The organism is Nocardia sp. NPDC003345 (assembly GCF_053589395.1).
Genome location: NZ_JBSFRU010000124.1, coordinates 1 through 16,310, shown reverse-complemented (window position 1 = coordinate 16,310; position 16,310 = coordinate 1). Strand labels below are relative to the sequence as shown.

The following is a 16,310-nucleotide window of genomic DNA, read 5'->3' as shown; positions in this document are numbered from 1 at the left end:
CCGGCGAACAACGACTACAAACCGGGATTCGCCACCGCGCTGATGAACAAGGATCTCGGCCTGGCCGTGGAGGCGCTGCGCGCCAACGGGGTCGAGGGCCGAATCGGGCAGCTGGCCGCGGAGATCTATCGCGAATTCAACGAGAACTCGGGCGACCGGGACTTCTCGGCCATCATCACCGAAGTGCGTGAACGCAGCGGCGGTTCCGCCGAGTAGCCGGCGCGCCTCCAGCGGCGGCCCATCGTCTCCGGACGGTGGGCCGCCGTCGCGCGTTCGGCCGCCGCTGTATCGGGACCCGGCCGCGTTCCGCGAATTTGCTTGCGCGCCACGGAGAGTTCAAAGTCGTGCGATGTAATCCTGCGGGACGCAGTCAGGTGCGGATTGTGGCGATTCCGCGTTCGGTGCGAAGTGGAGGTGGCCGACCGGGTGAGCCTCTATCTCCCGGAGGAGATGCGCTGGCTGGGCTGGATCGCCGGCGCGGAATGGCCCGACGGTGACGAGGACCGGGCGTGGGAGGTCTCCGGCGTCTGGAAAGAAGCCGCGAACGAACTGCTGGCCCTGCTCGCCGCCATCGACGAGGCCAAGGCGGCCACCATGGCCGCGTATCCGGCGGGCGGCGCCCGCGAGGAGATAGGCGCCCAGTACGACGCGCTCCGCAGCGGTGAATCCTCACTGGAGGCGCTCGCCAACTCGATGCTGGGCACCGCGGATTCGACGTTCGATATCGGTACCGAACTCCAGGCGCAGAAGCTCACCATCATCATCACGCTGTGCTGGCTGGCCATCGAGATCGCGCTGGCCTGGCTCTTCCCACCGACCGCACCGGCCGTGGAGGCCGCGGCCGTCGGCACCACCCGCGCGACGCTGCAAGCGATGACCACCGCCGTCCAGCGGGCCATCTCCGCGCTGGCCTCCAAACTGGGCGCGCCGACGATCAAACGCGGCTTCTGGAAGAGCCTGCTCGCCGGTAAACCCGTGATGCCGACCGCCAAGGGCTGGGGCCAGTTCGGCCAGGAGGTGCTGCAGGGCGCGGCCGAGGAAGGCCTGATCAACGGGGCCATCCAGGGCGGTCAGCTCGCCGCGGGCAAACGCGACGAATTCAACTGGGAGGAATGGGGGTACGGGGTCGGGGCGGGTGGTTTCGCGGAGCCGATCGGCAGCGCGGTCGCCAAGGGGATGAACAAGGGCTTCGGCAATGTCTTCGGCGGGCAGTTCGGCAATATCTGGGGGCGGGCCGGGCAGAACACGGTCGTCGGTGCCACCTCGGACGGGGTCGCGGGGATCTTCGGCAGCCTCTTCGTCTCGGCGATTTCCGGGCAGAGCCTGGCGGACACGCTCACCGGCATCGGGGTCGCGGGCGGATTCATCCAGGGCGGTCTCGTGGGCGCGGCGGATCCGTCGACATTCGGTTTCGGCCCGATGGGGAACGGCAGCGGGTGGGCCGGCGGCAACGGCGAGGTGTTCGGGCGTAATGATCCGGCCCTCGACGATTCCGGCGGCGGTGACGGTTCGGTGTCCGGCGAGCAGATCCCGGCCCCACCCGAGCAGAGCGAGAGATCTCCCGGGCAGGTCGACGGATTCCGGCCGGATCCGCAGACCGGCGAGCGTGGCAACCAGAACACGCGCGAACAGCCGGGCGGCCCCCGGACCGCACCGACCGGTGGTGATTTCACATCGAGACAGTCGCTCGGGTCGTCCGGCGGACCGCACGGTCTCGCGGGCGGGCAGCAGCCACTGCCCGGGGCCATCAACGGAAACATTGGGGAGTTCGGGAGCAACGAGCCGAACCGTGGTGGCGGGAACGAGTTCGGGCAGTCGTCCCAGGGGGGCGGCAGGTTCGGGGAGTCGTTCCAGGGCGGGAACGAGTTCGGGGAGTCGTCGGAGGGCGGCGAAAAGTCCGGGAAAACGGACGGCGAACGCGACGGCAGGTTCGGGGAGTCCACGGAGGGCGGGGACAGGTTCGGGGAGTCGTCCGAGGGGGGCGAAAAGTCCGGGAAAACGGATGGCGAACGCGGCGGCAGCGAATCGAACCGGGCCGACGGTAGCTCCGAGGACCAGCGGGTCTCGAAGGACGGCACGCAGGACGGCCACACCGGAGACCGGTCCACCGAGTTCTCCGAGACCTCGAATTCGGACGATCGGGAGGATCGGCGTAGCGATCCGGCGCGCTCGGAGACGGAGAAGGACGGCCAACGGTCGGATCAGAACGTCTCGGATACCGCGGACTCCCGGTCCGGCCGGTCGGATATCGAGAACGGGCCGCCACAGGGGCGATTCGGTGACGGGCCGGTCGTCGCACCCCCGCCGCCGGCCGGCACCACACAGAACACCGGGCCGCAGCCGCCCCCGCCGGGACAAGCTGCCACCTCGACCCAGACGTCCGGCCAGCCTCAGCCCGGTAAGGCGGAATCAACGGCCGGACAGTCGAGTTCCAGCGCTCAGCGCCTGGAATCTCCTGCGGCGAATACTCCCGTGGAAACGGGTGTAGTCACCTCGACCGGCGAGTCGGACACCGTGTCGCCCGCCCGCACGGATCCGGTTCCCGAGGTGAACTCGGAGACCGAGGAAGCACGTCCGGTCACCGGGCAGGGCCCGGCGATCCCGGCCGAGCAGCGGGACGATATCGACTGGGCGGGCCTGGCCGGTCCCGAATACGCCGGGAAATGGGATTCGTGGGACGGAATGCCGAGCGGGCTCGCCGATACGCGGATCTCGGGCGAATTCCTTGCCCCGCCGCCGGTACTGGTCGATCCGGGCATGCCGTCCCCGCCACCCGGTACGGCGAACCCGGCGCCGCAGTCCCCGACGCCGGCCGTCCAGCAGAACCCGCCCGCTCAGTCCCAGAGTTCACCGGCCCAGAGTTCGCCGGCGCAGCCCCAGAGCTCGCCGGCGCACCGGGCTCCACCCGTGCATCAGGGCGGCCAGCCGTCCGGCATCGAGGCGGAAGAGGGGGCCGGGCGGCCGAAGCGCCCGTATCCGGGTACGGAGACGAGCCCGGAGCCGGAGCAGCAGCCGTCGAAGAAGCCGCGTGCCGAGAGCGCCACGGGCGACCGGCGCGGGCAGTCGTCGACCCAATCCTCGACGCCGGTGCCGGTGCCGGTGACGGCCGGTCCGCAGAACCCGCCGACCCCGCAACCGGCTCCGCCCGCACACACGGCACAGCAGGCGACACCCATCACCGACCCCGCCGCGGCCCCGGCTCCGGCTCCCGCGCCCCCGGTGCGGGGACGTCCGGCGCCGCCCCCGATCCTGACCAACCCGTCGAAGACCAGGGTTTTCGGCCCGGAACTGCTCGCTCCCATCGAAAACCCCGAACAGCAGCGGACCCTCGAGGACGCCCTGCGCGGCGACGACGGGAAGTTCGTCCGGTACGCCGACCCGCGCACCCATCCCACCGGCGACACACCGTACGGCCGCTTGATCAATGTCCGGGGTCCCGGGGTGCTGGGACGCGGGAACAACTGCCTCGACTGCGCCATATCGGGGCTCGCCACCTTCCTCGGCCGGCCCGAGATCGCGGCCCCGCGCTTCCCGGACATCGTCGACGGTGTCGTCGACACCATGGGGAACGAGAAGAAGGCCCTCAGCCGGGTCTTCCATATGCTGCGGACCTACCCGGACAGTTACCGCGACGCCAACCGGACGGTTCCGGAGCAGTTCGCCGCCCTGCACGACTGGATAGGCCACCTCGGCGAGGGATCGGCGGCCTTCGTCAACAACGAATGGCCGGTGATCGATCCGGCGACCGGCGCGCCGGTACTCGAGAACGGGCAGCCCAAGGTCTACGCCCATGCCACGGTGATCGTCTATCCGCAGGGCGCCGACGGCCCGGTGTGGTGGGATCCGCAATCCGGGAAGATGACCGACGGGCCGCCGCCGGAGATGGTCGCCGCGACGACCAAGCTCGACTTCATCGCGATTCCGCCCGGCCGGGTGATCCTCGACGAGACGGCCTTCGCTCCACCCGCACCCGCACCGCCACCGGTAACGCCGCCGGGGCCGCCGGTCCGGCCGGTGAACGCCGTGCCCGATCCGCCCGCGCGGTTGCCCGATCCCACGCTGGGCCGGACGTTCGGGCCCCACCATCTCGATCCGGTCGAACATCCGGGCCTGCAGAAGGTGCTCGAGGACGCCCTGCGTGACGGTACCGGCGGGTTCGTGGCCGGCGCCGATCCGCGCACCTATCCGAACCCGGTCAACCCGTACGGTCGCATGATCAACGCGGGCGGCCCGGTGTTGCCCGGCCGCGCCGCGAACAAATTCGACGCCGCGCTCTCGGCACTCTCGTCCTTCCTCGGTAATCCGCAGGTCGCCGCCCCACGTCACCCGGATCTGGGCCCCAACGGTTTCGACGGGAAGGACGAGCGGGGCGGGCACGAGCGGGCGGCGCAGTGGTTGCAGAGCAGGCCCAACTACTTCGACCGCTCCGAACCGGTCGCGCAGCAATACAGCCATCTGCACAACTGGATGCGGCATCTCGGGCCCGGTTCCGCGGCACTGGTGTTCAGCGTCATCCCGCAGCGCGATCCGGCGACCGGCGCGGTCCTGCGCGACCCGCAGAACCGGCCGCTGACGATTATGCAGCCCACCGTGATCGTCTATCCGACCACTGCCTCGGGCCCGGTGTGGTGGAACCCGGTGACCGGCGAGACCTGGGAGAGCCCGCCACAGAACCTGGTCGTGAGCACGGCCGGGTTCGGCTTCATCCCGATACCGCCCGGCCGCGCCGTCGATACATCGCCGCCACCGCCGGCTTCGGTGCCGAGCGCCACCACGGCCGGACCGGCCGGGACGCCGGGCGATCGAGGGAACACCGCGAGCACCCGGTTCGAGCCGCTTACCGATCCTTCCGGCACGCCGTTGGGGCTGCGGGAGCGGTTGCGTCACCTGCTGCACCGGGCCGCCGGGCAGGCACCGGTTCCGGCGGCGGAACCGATCGAACTCGCACCGCAACCCGATCTCTCGGTGCATACGCAGGCGCCGCCGCCGGAGCGCGTGGTGCACCCGGCACCCGAAAGCACCGGCCGGACGGGAGACCCGTTACCGCCCCGGCCGGAACCGGAACCGGACCGAGCGGTCGCCGACCCGCAGCCACCCGCGCCCCCGGCGAACGAATCCGGCGGCACGCGAGGGGAACCGCGCCGGTTCTCCGACGAGGCGGACGGGCAACGCTACGGCGACGAGTGGCTCGCGCATATCTACCGTGAGCTGCCGCAGAACCAGCGGGACGCCGTCTACCGGTATACGGACGCGTCGATCTCGGTCAATCGTCTGCTGCGCGCCGAACATCCGGATGTGGAGGAGTATCTCGCGCATCTGCGCGCGCAGAGCGCTTCCTGGCAGACCCTGACGGCGATCGCCGGCGACCTGCCCGGTAGCAACGATGTGCGCGATCTCGGCATCCGCCCGGATCTCACCCCGGAACAGCGCGAGGTGGTCGACCGGGTGGCCGCCCATCCGGAGCCGGCGCGGTATCTGAGGGAACTGCGGACCGCGCACCGGGAATTGGACCGGTTGCGGACCTGGCTGGGCGCCGAACCGTCGCGCGCGGCGTTCGACCGGCGGATCGCCGAAATCGACGCCGCGGTCTCGCATCCGCTGCCCGAAGCGGTGCAGGCGGTCCGGGAGGTGGACGACGTCGCGTTCATGATCGCGCGCGACGGCGCGCCGCTCGGGAACCGGGACCCGTCGCTGCTGGCCGGTACCCGGCAGCAGGATCCGGCCTATCTCTCGACCTCGCTGGGCGCCGGTGCCGACTTCGGGGAGAAGTCCATCCGGATCGACCTGGTGGTACCGGAGGGGGCCCCGGCGCTCTGGGTGGGTTCGCAGAGCGCGTTCGACGAACGTGAGCTGGTCCTGCCCCGGGGCACACGCTACGAGATCACCGCGGTCCGGCCGGACGGCGTCACCGACGAGGGTGTACCGCGCTGGGTGCTGGAGGCGACCGTGCTTCCGGCGGATCCGCCCCCGGAGACCGGCGACGCGCGGGAATCGGAGCCCGAAATCGCCCAGGGCGCACCGCCCGACGATACGGACACCGATATCCGGATGACCGAACCCAGTTCGTCGACGAGCGAAACGCGGCCGTCGGAAACCGCCGGGACCAAACGACCGCTGCCGGAACCACAACCGGACGCCGGCCCCGTGAAGAGGCCGCAACTGGAAGAGACGACACAACCGGCGCCGCCTGCCGTACCGCCCGCGGGTCCCGTAACGCAGGCTCCGCTGCCGCAGCCCGTGGATTCGCAGCAGTCACATCTGCCCGCGCCGGTGCACGACCGGCCCTGGCCAGGGCTGCGACTGCCCAACGGGAACGACACCCGGATGTACGGGCCGGGATGGCTGGCGCCACTGGAGGACCCGGCCCTGCAGCAGGAGTTCGAGGACTCCATGCGCGGACCCGACGGCGACTATGTGAAATACGCCGACCCGCGCACCTTCCCGTCCCCGGACAATCCATACGGCTCGCGGCTCAATGCCGGTGGCAGCACCGCGCCGGGCCGCAACAAGAACTGTTGTGACTGCTCGGTCTCGGGCCTGATGACTTTTCTCGGCCTGCCGCAGGTCGCGCTGCCGCGTTATCACCAGATCGTGAACGGGGTGGTCGATACCGGGGGATCGGACGGAATCGACCAGACCCGCCTGTACCAGATGCTCGGCAATCAGCCCAATTCCTTCAACAACGGCTACCGGTCGATCAACGAGCAGTTCCTCGCCATCCACGATTACGTGAAGAATCTCGGGGAGGGAGCGGCCGCCTACGTTTCGTTCCACTGGCAGCCCACCGATCCCCGGACCGGGCGGCCGATGGTCCGCAACGGGCAGCCGGTGCTGAGCGGGCACGCGACCCTCGTGGTCTTTCCGGTCGGCGCCAAGGGACCGGTGTGGTGGGATCCACAGGGCGGGATCATGTCCGACCGTCCGACGCTGCGGCTGACCTACAGCACCAAGCGGGTCGATTTCATCCCGATCCCGCCCGGGCGGACGGTGCTGCCGGGTCTCGCGGAGAGCCCGGCTCCCGTCGCGCTGCCGGCTCCGGTCACACCGGCCGCGGTACAGCAGCCGGTCCTCGCGCCGATCCACCAGCGGCCGGAGCCCCCGGCGGTCCTGGACAACCCCTCCGGCAGTCGGCGGTTCGAGCCGGGCGGGTTGCGCAAGGTCGAGCACCCCGGGTTCCAGAAGGCGCTCGAGGACGCGTTGCGTGACGGCAACGGTGGCTACCGGGCCAATGCGGACCCGCGCACCCATCCGCGACCCGACCATCCCTACGCGAAGATGGTCAACCCCGGCGGTACCGCCCTGTGGGGCCGCGGCACGAACCGGTTCGATGCCGCGCTGTCGGCGCTGTCGACCTTCCTGGGCAAACCGGAGGTCGCGGCCCGGCGGGAACCGGATCCCACGATCGCGGGTAACGAGAAGGCCGACGAGAACGACGGCAGGGATCGCGCGATCGGGTGGCTGGGCAGCGAGCCGACCGGCTTCGACGCGACGCTGCCGATGGCGCGGCAATACGACGCCGTGCACAACTGGATCGCGAATCTCGGTCCCGGCTCGGCCGCGCTGGTACTGCCCGCGAAGCCCGAACTCGATCCGCGGACCGGCCTGCCGCACACCACACCGGATGGCCGGGTCACGGTCGGCGATCCCGAACCGCTGGTGGTGGTCTACCCGCCGTCGGCCACCGGGCCGGTGTGGTGGAACCCGCTGACCGGGGAAACCTGGGACACCCCGCCCCCCGCGCTGGTCGATGCCACCGGTGAGCTCGAGTTCGTCCCGATACCTCCGGGCCGGATCATCGCCGATCCCGGCGTCGCCGCGCCCGCGCCGCGGCCGGCGTCGCCGGTCGTCGCCGACCGTGAGCTGCCGCCCGGCCCGGTCGCTGACGGGCAGGCCACGGTGCCGGGTCCGGCACGGGAATCCGAACCGGAAACCCGGCCGGCGATACAGCTGTCCGAACCGGAGCTCCCGCAACCCGCCGCCCGTCCCGCTCCCGGCGCGGATCCACCGCAACCCGCCCCGCCCCCCGTCGGGCCGCATCCGGGCACACCGGCCGAGTCGCCGGCTCCGGTCCCACCGCGGCCCGCCCCGCCACCACCGCGGCACGGGCATCCGCCGCCCCCTATGCGGCTGGCGGATCCGGTCGGGAGCCGCGCCTACGGTCCGGGGCAACTGGCGCCGCTGGAAGGCCCCGGCCCGCAGCGGGACCTGGAACAGGCGATGCGCGGCAAGGACGGAACCTTCGCGCGCTACGCCGATCCTCGCGTCCATCCGACCGGCGGCCGGCCCTACGGCGAACTCGTCAACGCCCCCGGGCGGACGGCGCCGGGGCGCGAAACCAATTGCGTGGACTGCTCACTGGCGTCGCTGGCGACCTTCTTCGGCCGTCCGACGGTCGCGGCCCCGGCGTTTTTCCGGGTCGCGAACAGCGTGATCGACCGCACCGACCCCGAGACCGGCGGTGTCGAACGGATCATGCACACCTTCCGCACCGGGTTCGACTCCTATGACCACGACGGCAGGTCGGTACCCGAGCAGTTCGAGGCCATCACGAACTGGGTCGCGCATCTGGGACCGGGTTCGGCGGCAGTGGTCACCAATCGCTGGCAGGCTATCCATCCCGTCACCAAGAAGCCGATGACCAATCCCGACGGCACGCCGAAGACGGCCGGTGCGCACGCCGTGGTGGTCGTCTACCCCGAGAACGCCGCCGGTCCGGTGTGGTGGGATCCGCAGAGCGGGGAGATGTCGGTCCGGCCGCCGAAGAATATGGATCAGCGGTCGGTGAGCGTCGAATTCCTGCCGATACCGCCCGGCCGCACCATCGTGGACGAGCCGCCGGCCGGTAATCCGCCGCTGCCGCCGCCCCGGACCGGCTCGCGTCCGCTGCCGGCCATCGCGCCGAGGCGCCGGCGGCCGGCGGCCATGCTGCTGGCGGATCCCGCCGCGGGCCGCCGTTTCGAGCGCGGCCATCTCGACGAACTCGAGCATCCGGGTTACCTGACGGTCCTCCAGAACGCACTGCGCGATCGCGACGGGAACTTCGTGGTGGCCGCGGACCCGCGCAGCTATCCCACCACCGACCTGCCCTACGGCAGACTGGTCAACGGTGGCGGGCCGGTCTCGCCGGAACGTACGTACAACAAGGTCGACGCCGCGCTGTCGGGGCTGTCCTCGTTCCTCGGGACGCCCCGGGTCGCGGTGCCGCGCTATCCCGACCACGGGCTCGGCCAGGGCTACCGCGATGACGAATCCGGCGCCCTGCACCGGCTGCAGTTCTGGGGCCGGACCAATCTCGCCAGGTTCGGGTCCGAGATCGGGCCGGAGGCGGCGCATTTCCCGGCCCTGCACAACTGGGTGGACGGCCTCGGCGAAGGCGCCGCGGCCGCGGCGGTGATCGGAATCGGCAAGCGGGATCCGCATTCCGGCCGGCTGGTGTCGAGCTTCGGCGACGATACCGAGATCCTGCTGGTGGTCTATCCGGTCGGTGCCACGGGGCCGGTGTGGTGGAACCCGGTGACCGGGCAGACCTGGGACGCGCCGCCGGCGCACGAGTACCCCGACGCCGTGGACTTCCGCTTCCTGGAGGTGCCCCCGGGCCGCCGGGTCGACGGGCAGTCGGGAACGCAGGCGAATGTGGGCCCGCTGGTCCGGCCCAATGTCTCGCCACCGGAACCGCCGCGTCGCCTGGCCCCGCCGGCCGCCGACCGCGATCAGTACTTCGGCCCGGTCGACCCGGCCGCGCAACAGGCGCTGGAGGTCGCGCTGGGTGATGGTCGCGGCGGGTTCATCGGTGCGGCCGACCCTCGGACCTTCCCGACGCCCGGCAACCCGTATCGCGCCTTGGTCAACCGGGTCGACCCGGCAACCCCGGGATTCGGGCTGAACACCTTCGACGCCGCGCTGTCGGCCCTGTCGTCGTTCTTCGGATCGCCGCAGGCCGCCGCGTCGCGACCGCCCGAGGCGGGACCGGACGACGAGGACGCGGGTGCCGGCGACGGCCTGGACCGGCTGCTGCGCTGGGCGCAAACCGATCTCGACGATTTCCCCGCGCAGTCCATGGCGGATCAGTTCGCGGCGCTGCACGACTGGGTGAAACACCTCGGGCCGGGTGCGGCCGCGGTGGCGGTCGGTGCGACCGTGGAGGTCGACCCGGCCACCGGGACCTTCGACCGGACCCTGCCCGACGACCAGCTCGTGGTCACGGGCGCCGCCGCACCGCTGGTCGTCTTCCCGCGGGGCGCGCCCGAGCCGGTGTGGTGGGATCCGGTCACCGGTGAGGTCTGGGACCGTCCGCCGCCGGCGCTGATCCGGCGTACCGCCTATCTCAACTTCGTCGCGTTCCCGCCGGGACGCACCATCGAGACCACCTCGGCGGAGAACGGCGGCGCGCACGATCCCGCGGGCGATCCGCTCGATATCGATCTCGACGAAGGAGTAACCGATGAATCTGCCGCTACAGAACGAGGAACAGGTACGGAATCATCTCCGGCAGGCGCTTCCGGGCGGCCATCGGTACTTCATCGGCCGGATGCCGATCGGCGACTGGCTCCTCCAGCCGGATACGACCGAGGAGGACGTGGAAACCGGCCGGGCGATCGGGATGTCGTGCCTGGTGGTGACAGCGGCCACCGGCGTGATCCTGCAGTATCCGAGCTGGTCGGGGCAGATGGTGATGGAGGACTACACGGAGGCGGTGACCGCCGGCCGGGAACCGACCGCACGGCAGATCTATCCGCGGCAGACACGGATCGAACTGTTGCGGATCGCGGAGAGCGCGGACAGCGTCGAATACCGGGTCAGCGTGACCTCGGAACTGAAACCGGCGGAACAGTTCTCGATGGTGATCGCGAAGGGGACGCGACTGCCCAGTCCGACGAGCAGCGACGCGATGGTGGGCGCGGCGTGGGCGAGCTGGCGGCAGGAGCAGGACGGGACCTGGCCCGAGATGGGGACGACGGAGTACTGACCGACGGACCGGACCCGGCAGCGGCCTCCGGCCGCGCGGGGGGCGTACCCGGGGTCCGGGGACACGGCCGTCCGCAGCGCCGGCGTCCGATCGAATGGTCGCTGCCGACCGGGTTCCGGGCGCCCGGCGCCGACGGTGTGTCCTGGCTGCCGCCCGGCTCGGTACCGGTCGACGCCGACGATCGGGAGCCCCGGACGGACCGGCCGGAGACGCCGCCCGGCGCTGGCGGTCCCGCGCCCGAGCCGGAGGTCGATATCCCGTTCACGCTGAACGATCCCGGCGCGAACCCGGCGTGACGGTCGGATAGCGGCCGTACCGCCGATCCAACCGTTGGGCGACGGTCACCGGTTCGCCCGGATATAGCGCCGAATTGGCCTGCGCGACACTGGGAATTCAGCCGCGCACGTTGGAATGACAACGGTGTCGGCCGTCAGGGAGGTAGCCGTGAGCCAGCGTGAACGGACTGTCGCGGCCCGGCCGGTATGACTCTATACCTGCCGGAGGAACTGCGCTGGCTGGGCTGGATCGCCGGAGCCCAGTGGCCGGACGGCGACGAGGACAAGGCGTGGGCCGTCGCCGCGGCCTGGGAAGAGGCCGGCAAAGAGCTGACCGCGCTGCTCGCGAAGATCGACCAGGCCAAGCAGACGACCATGGAGGCCTACCCCGCGGGCGCGGGCCGCACCGAGATCGGTTCCCGGTTCGACGCGCTGCGCAGCGGTGATCAATCGCTCGAGCAGATCGCCAACCTGATGATGACCCAGTACGACTCGACCTTCGATATGGGTACCGAGCTACAGGCCACCAAACTCACCATCATCCTCACGCTGTGCTGGCTGGCCATCGAGATCGCCTGGGCGTGGCTGTTCCCGCCGACCGCTCCGGTCGTGGAGGCCGCCGCCATCGTCTCCACCCGGTCCGCGCTCAAGATCATTCAGGACGCGGTGCAGAAGACCATCGCGAATATCGCCGCCCGCATGGGCGCGTCCAAGACCTCGACCGGGCATTTCTGGAAGAACCTGGTGAAAGGCACCCCGACCTGGCCGACGGCCAAGGGCTGGGGCGTCTACGGCGCCCGCGCCATCGAGGGCGCGGTGGTGCCGATGGCCATCAACGGCAGTATCCAGGCCGGCCAGATCGCGGACGGAAAACGGCACGAGTTCAACGGCAAGGAATTCGGGCTGGGCGCGCTCGGCGGTGCGGCCGGTGCCATCCCGGCCCGCGAATTCGGCAGGTATTTCGGCGAATTCATCGACAAGGGCCTCAGCAAACTGCCCAACAAGATGGTCTACAACCCCGCGATGGGGACCTTCCGCGGCATGTTCATCGGCGCCACCTCCGATGCGTTCGGCGCGATCTTCGGCAACCTCGCCACCGCGGTGGCCGCCGGCGGCGACTTCTCGGCATTCTCCAACGGACCGGGGTGGGTCGGCAATATCGCGCAGGGCGGCATCGTCGGCGGCGTACGCGGCGGGGCGGCGTTCAACAGCTACATTCCGAAGACCGGGGACGGCTTCACCGACGCCTCGCATTTCCGATCCGACCATTGGTTCCGTGGTCAGTTGTGGCGGTTGCCCCGGTTCAGCGGCGATGGATTATTCGCTCCCGCGGCCGCGACGACCGGTGGCGGGGGTACGACTGGTGGTGGAGGTACGACCGGTGGCGGGGGTACCACCGGTGGTGGAGGTACGACTGGTGGCGGGGGTACGACTGGTGGCGGGGGTACGACTGGTGGCGGGGGTACGACCGGTGGCGGGGGTACGACCGGTGGCGGAGGCACAAACGGTGGGGGTGGCCTGAATGGTGGGGGTGGCCTGAACGGTGGGGGCGGCCTGAATGGCGGCGGTGGCCTGAATGGCGGCGGTGGGCTGAACGGCGGCGGTGGGCTGAACGCAGGGGGGCCGTTGGCGACAGCGGGTGGGGTCGACGGGAATTCCGGGGTCGTCGGTAATACGGGTGGATCGCAGGGTGACGGGGGACTGTCCCAGCAGAACTCGCAGCCGTTGGGCAACCAGCAGGGCACCATCGGTGGCAACCAGCAGGGCACCTTCGGTGGTGAGGACGGTGGCTACGACGCCAGTAGCGAGGGCACATTCAGCGATCGAAACAGCGAATTCGGTGGTTCCGAGGGCTACCGGGACAGTGACGACGGCTTCGGCGGTTTCGGAGGCCACCGCGACGGCGAGGACGGTTTCGGTGGTTTCGGTGGCTACCGCGACGGCGAGGACGGTTTCGGTGGTTTCGGTGGCTACCGCGAGGGTGACGACGGTTTCGGTGGTTTCGGCGGTTACCGCGAGGGTGACGACGGTTTCGGTGGTTTCGGCGGTTACCGCGAGAGCAACGACAGCTTCAGCGACTACGGCGGAAACTTCGATCACGGTGGTCACCAGGGCGGTTTTCGTAGCGAGAGCCCGCTGGACACCAACCTCGGCGGGCCGTCGAATACCAATAACTCCGGGTGGATGCCCCAGCACGGGTGGTTCACCGAGTCGGACAACGGTTCCCTCTACGACGCACCGCTGGGCGGCCGGAACTCCGACAGCCCGACGCTCGGCACGCACAACTTCGGCGGGCAGCAGAATATGCCGCTGGGTGGACAGCAGAACATGCCGCTCGGCGGGCAGCAGGGGCCGGTCAACCCCGCACCGCAGCCGCCGGTTTCCCAGCAGCAGCCGGGACACTCGAACGCGCAGCAGCAGCCCGCTCCGCCACCGCCGCAGCGGGCCGCTCCGGAACCTCCGGGAGTCGGTGGCAATTCGCGGCCGGGCGCGTCGCTGTCGGGCCCGTCGGTAAACCAGCACGGCCCGCCCGGATTCGGAGGTGCGCTGAACAATTCGGGGCCGGTACCGTTGTCCTCCGACTCCGAGGGGCCGCCGATGCGCCCCGGCGATATCCCGATGACGAATATGCCCGTGCAGTTCCAGGGACCGATCAGCGGGCAGGACGGCCCGCTCGGCACGGGGCGGCCCGCGCCGCCACCGCTGAATCCGAACCAGCCCCCGGGATCCTCGGACACCTCCCGCTCGTCCACTCCGGCGCCGCCGTTGCAGCCGAACCGTGAGCAGGGTCCGCCGTCCCGGCCGGTCTCTCCGCTGACGGCGGAGGAGCAGGCATTGCCGTTGCCGTCGCGGCCGGTTTCGCCGCTGACGGAGCAGGAACAGTCCGGGACCGATTCCGGCCCCATCCGGAATCCGTACGACGGCTGGGACCAGGGGACAGAGGGTAGCCGGACGCCGACCGAGTCCGATGTCTCCTTCGACACCCTGCTCTCGCAGTTCCCCCGGCCCCCGCAGGGCCCGCCGGGTGGTTTCGGCCCGCCGCCGCCCGTGGCGCCGCCGCCGGGAGTTCCGCAGGGCGGGAACCACGGTGACGGCCCGCGCCTCCCACCGCCGCCGCCTTCTTCACAGCAGCGGTTTCCGGAGCTCGTGACACCGCGCCCGTTGCGTCCCGGGTTCCCGCCGCCCTTCGTCCAGGATTCCGATACCGGGTCGCGGCCGCTGTCGCCGTCGACCGATGACAGCACGTCCATATCGTGGTCCTCCGACAACAGCGATTCGTCGGCGCAGCCGGCACCGGTACCGCCGCCTGCGCCCCCACCGATGCCGACCCACGCGCCTCCGCCGCCGCCCCCGCCCATGCCGACCCATGCGCCGCCGCCCCCACCACTGTGGGGACAGCTGGGCCTGACCCCGGATTCGCGCGAGGCCTACGAGGCCTATCGCGACCACCACCGGCTGAATCCGGGTCACATCCACGATCACCTGGGCGAGGGCAAGGATGTGCGCGGGAAACCGCGTCCGCAGCGCTGGCCGATGCGGGTCCCGTATCCGATCGCCGCTTTCACACCGCCGACTGCGCCGACCGACGGCTGGTTGCCCGAGGGCGCGGTCCCGGGCGGCCCCGGCGATCCGTCCGGCCCGCCACCGCCCGACCCCATCATCTCGCCGGAGGCATTCGTCGATCCGTCGGCGACCGTCGGCCCGGGCGCCGAAGTACAGGCCGGGGCGACCCTGGGCAAGGACGTCGATATCAAGGCGGGCGCTGTCGTCCACTCCGGGGCGACGGTCCAGGACGGCGCGGTGGTGGGCGAGAACGCCGAGATCCACCGCGGTGCGCAGGTGCACCCGGGGGCCGTGGTGGGCAAGGACGTGGTGGTGCACGAGGGCGCGGTGATCCTGCCCGGCGCGGTGGTGCCGGACGGCACGGTGGTGCAGCCGGGGCAGGTGTTCGGCGGTAACCCGGGTACCGACAACTCCGGGGTGGATGTGCCGTTCACGTTGTAGTGATCCGGCGGTGGCCGGAACGAGAGAGGAGCACGACATGGTGGATCGCGTGGAAGTGGATCCGGATCGGCTGGAGCGGGCCGCGTTCCTGACCCAGGAGCTGGCCGACTCGGTATCGGGCGTGGGGCGCAAGCTCCGCACCCGCCTGGACGGCCTCGAGGACGAGTCGACCCAGCAGCCGTGGGGTAACGACTCCTTCGGCCGCAAGTTCGTCGACGGTGAGAACAAGGACGGGTACGGCACCTCGAAGCCGAATCTCCTCGACGGCGTCGATGGGATCGGCGGCACGTTCGGCGCCTTCGCCACCGGTCAGCGTGACGCGGTCGGGCAGTTGCGGGATATGGACGGCGAGATCTGAGCGGTGGTGGTGAGCGCAACGTCTGCGCTCGCCACGTGTGGCCCTCCGGCGCCGCCGGAGGTCAGTTGAATCGATACGTATAGCTGGCGAAGCGCGGCTTGTCGGCCCCGGCGTCCTCCCAGCTGTAGCTGTAGGTGCCGATATGGTCCAGCCGGAAGCGGGTATCGGCATGGATGGCATGGCCGCTGCGGCGTGCGCGTTCGCAGAAGGAGTAGTCCTCGGCGAGATACCAGTGCGTACCGTCGGTCCCGGGTACCACGAGGGGGAGAAAGTAGGGGACCAGCGTACGGCCGAAGCGCTCGTTGCAGACCGGCAGCTTCTCCTGTTTCACGATGTCCTCGTAGACGTAGCGCCGGGTGTGCAGGAATCCGGTTCCCGCGTAGAGGATTTCCTCCAGCCCACCGCCCGCGCCGAGCTCGAACTTCTCCGTTCCCGGCAGTACGTGGCAGGCCAGGGCGCGCTGGCCCTTCTTGACGCAGATACCACTCACGACCGGCAGGTCGTGCGCCCGCAGCAGCTCCACGGAATCGGCCTCGAACCCGGTATCGGAATCGATCCACATCAATTCCTCGAAGCCCGCTTCGAGTGCGTCGGTGGCCATCTGACTGCGGACCTGATCGATGGCCGCGCCACCGGGCACCCGCCACACCGGATAGCCGCGCCGTTCCAGTTCCTCGAGCGAGGATTCGCAGCTCGGCTCGATCCT

At 70.5% G+C, this 16,310-nt stretch carries 5 protein-coding genes; 4 read left to right on the top strand and 1 reads right to left on the bottom strand.

Features of this window, described 5'->3' with window-relative positions; all coding sequences use genetic code 11:
• From ACWDU1_RS15880 to ACWDU1_RS15865, 4 genes are all read left to right on the top strand, one after another.
• A partial coding sequence (locus ACWDU1_RS15880; protein ID WP_449999145.1) for an NAD-binding protein occupies positions 1-216 on the top strand: 216 nt, incomplete at its 5' end.
• A gap of 210 nt (positions 217-426) precedes the next feature.
• Positions 427-11,262: a toxin glutamine deamidase domain-containing protein gene (locus ACWDU1_RS15875; protein WP_449999144.1), complete on the top strand. Its 10,836-nt coding sequence runs from the start codon at positions 427-429 to the stop codon at positions 11,260-11,262.
• Between the two features lie 186 nt (positions 11,263-11,448).
• Positions 11,449-15,246: a WXG100-like domain-containing protein gene (locus ACWDU1_RS15870; protein WP_449999142.1), complete on the top strand. Its 3,798-nt coding sequence runs from the start codon at positions 11,449-11,451 to the stop codon at positions 15,244-15,246.
• A 37-nt stretch (positions 15,247-15,283) separates the two neighbouring features.
• Positions 15,284-15,604, top strand: coding sequence for a hypothetical protein (locus tag ACWDU1_RS15865; RefSeq protein ID WP_449999140.1), 321 nt, complete (start codon positions 15,284-15,286; stop codon positions 15,602-15,604).
• A gap of 61 nt (positions 15,605-15,665) precedes the next feature.
• Here the strand turns inward: ACWDU1_RS15865 and ACWDU1_RS15860 are convergent.
• A partial coding sequence (locus tag ACWDU1_RS15860; RefSeq protein ID WP_449999138.1) for a hypothetical protein occupies positions 15,666-16,310 on the bottom strand: 645 nt, incomplete at its 5' end.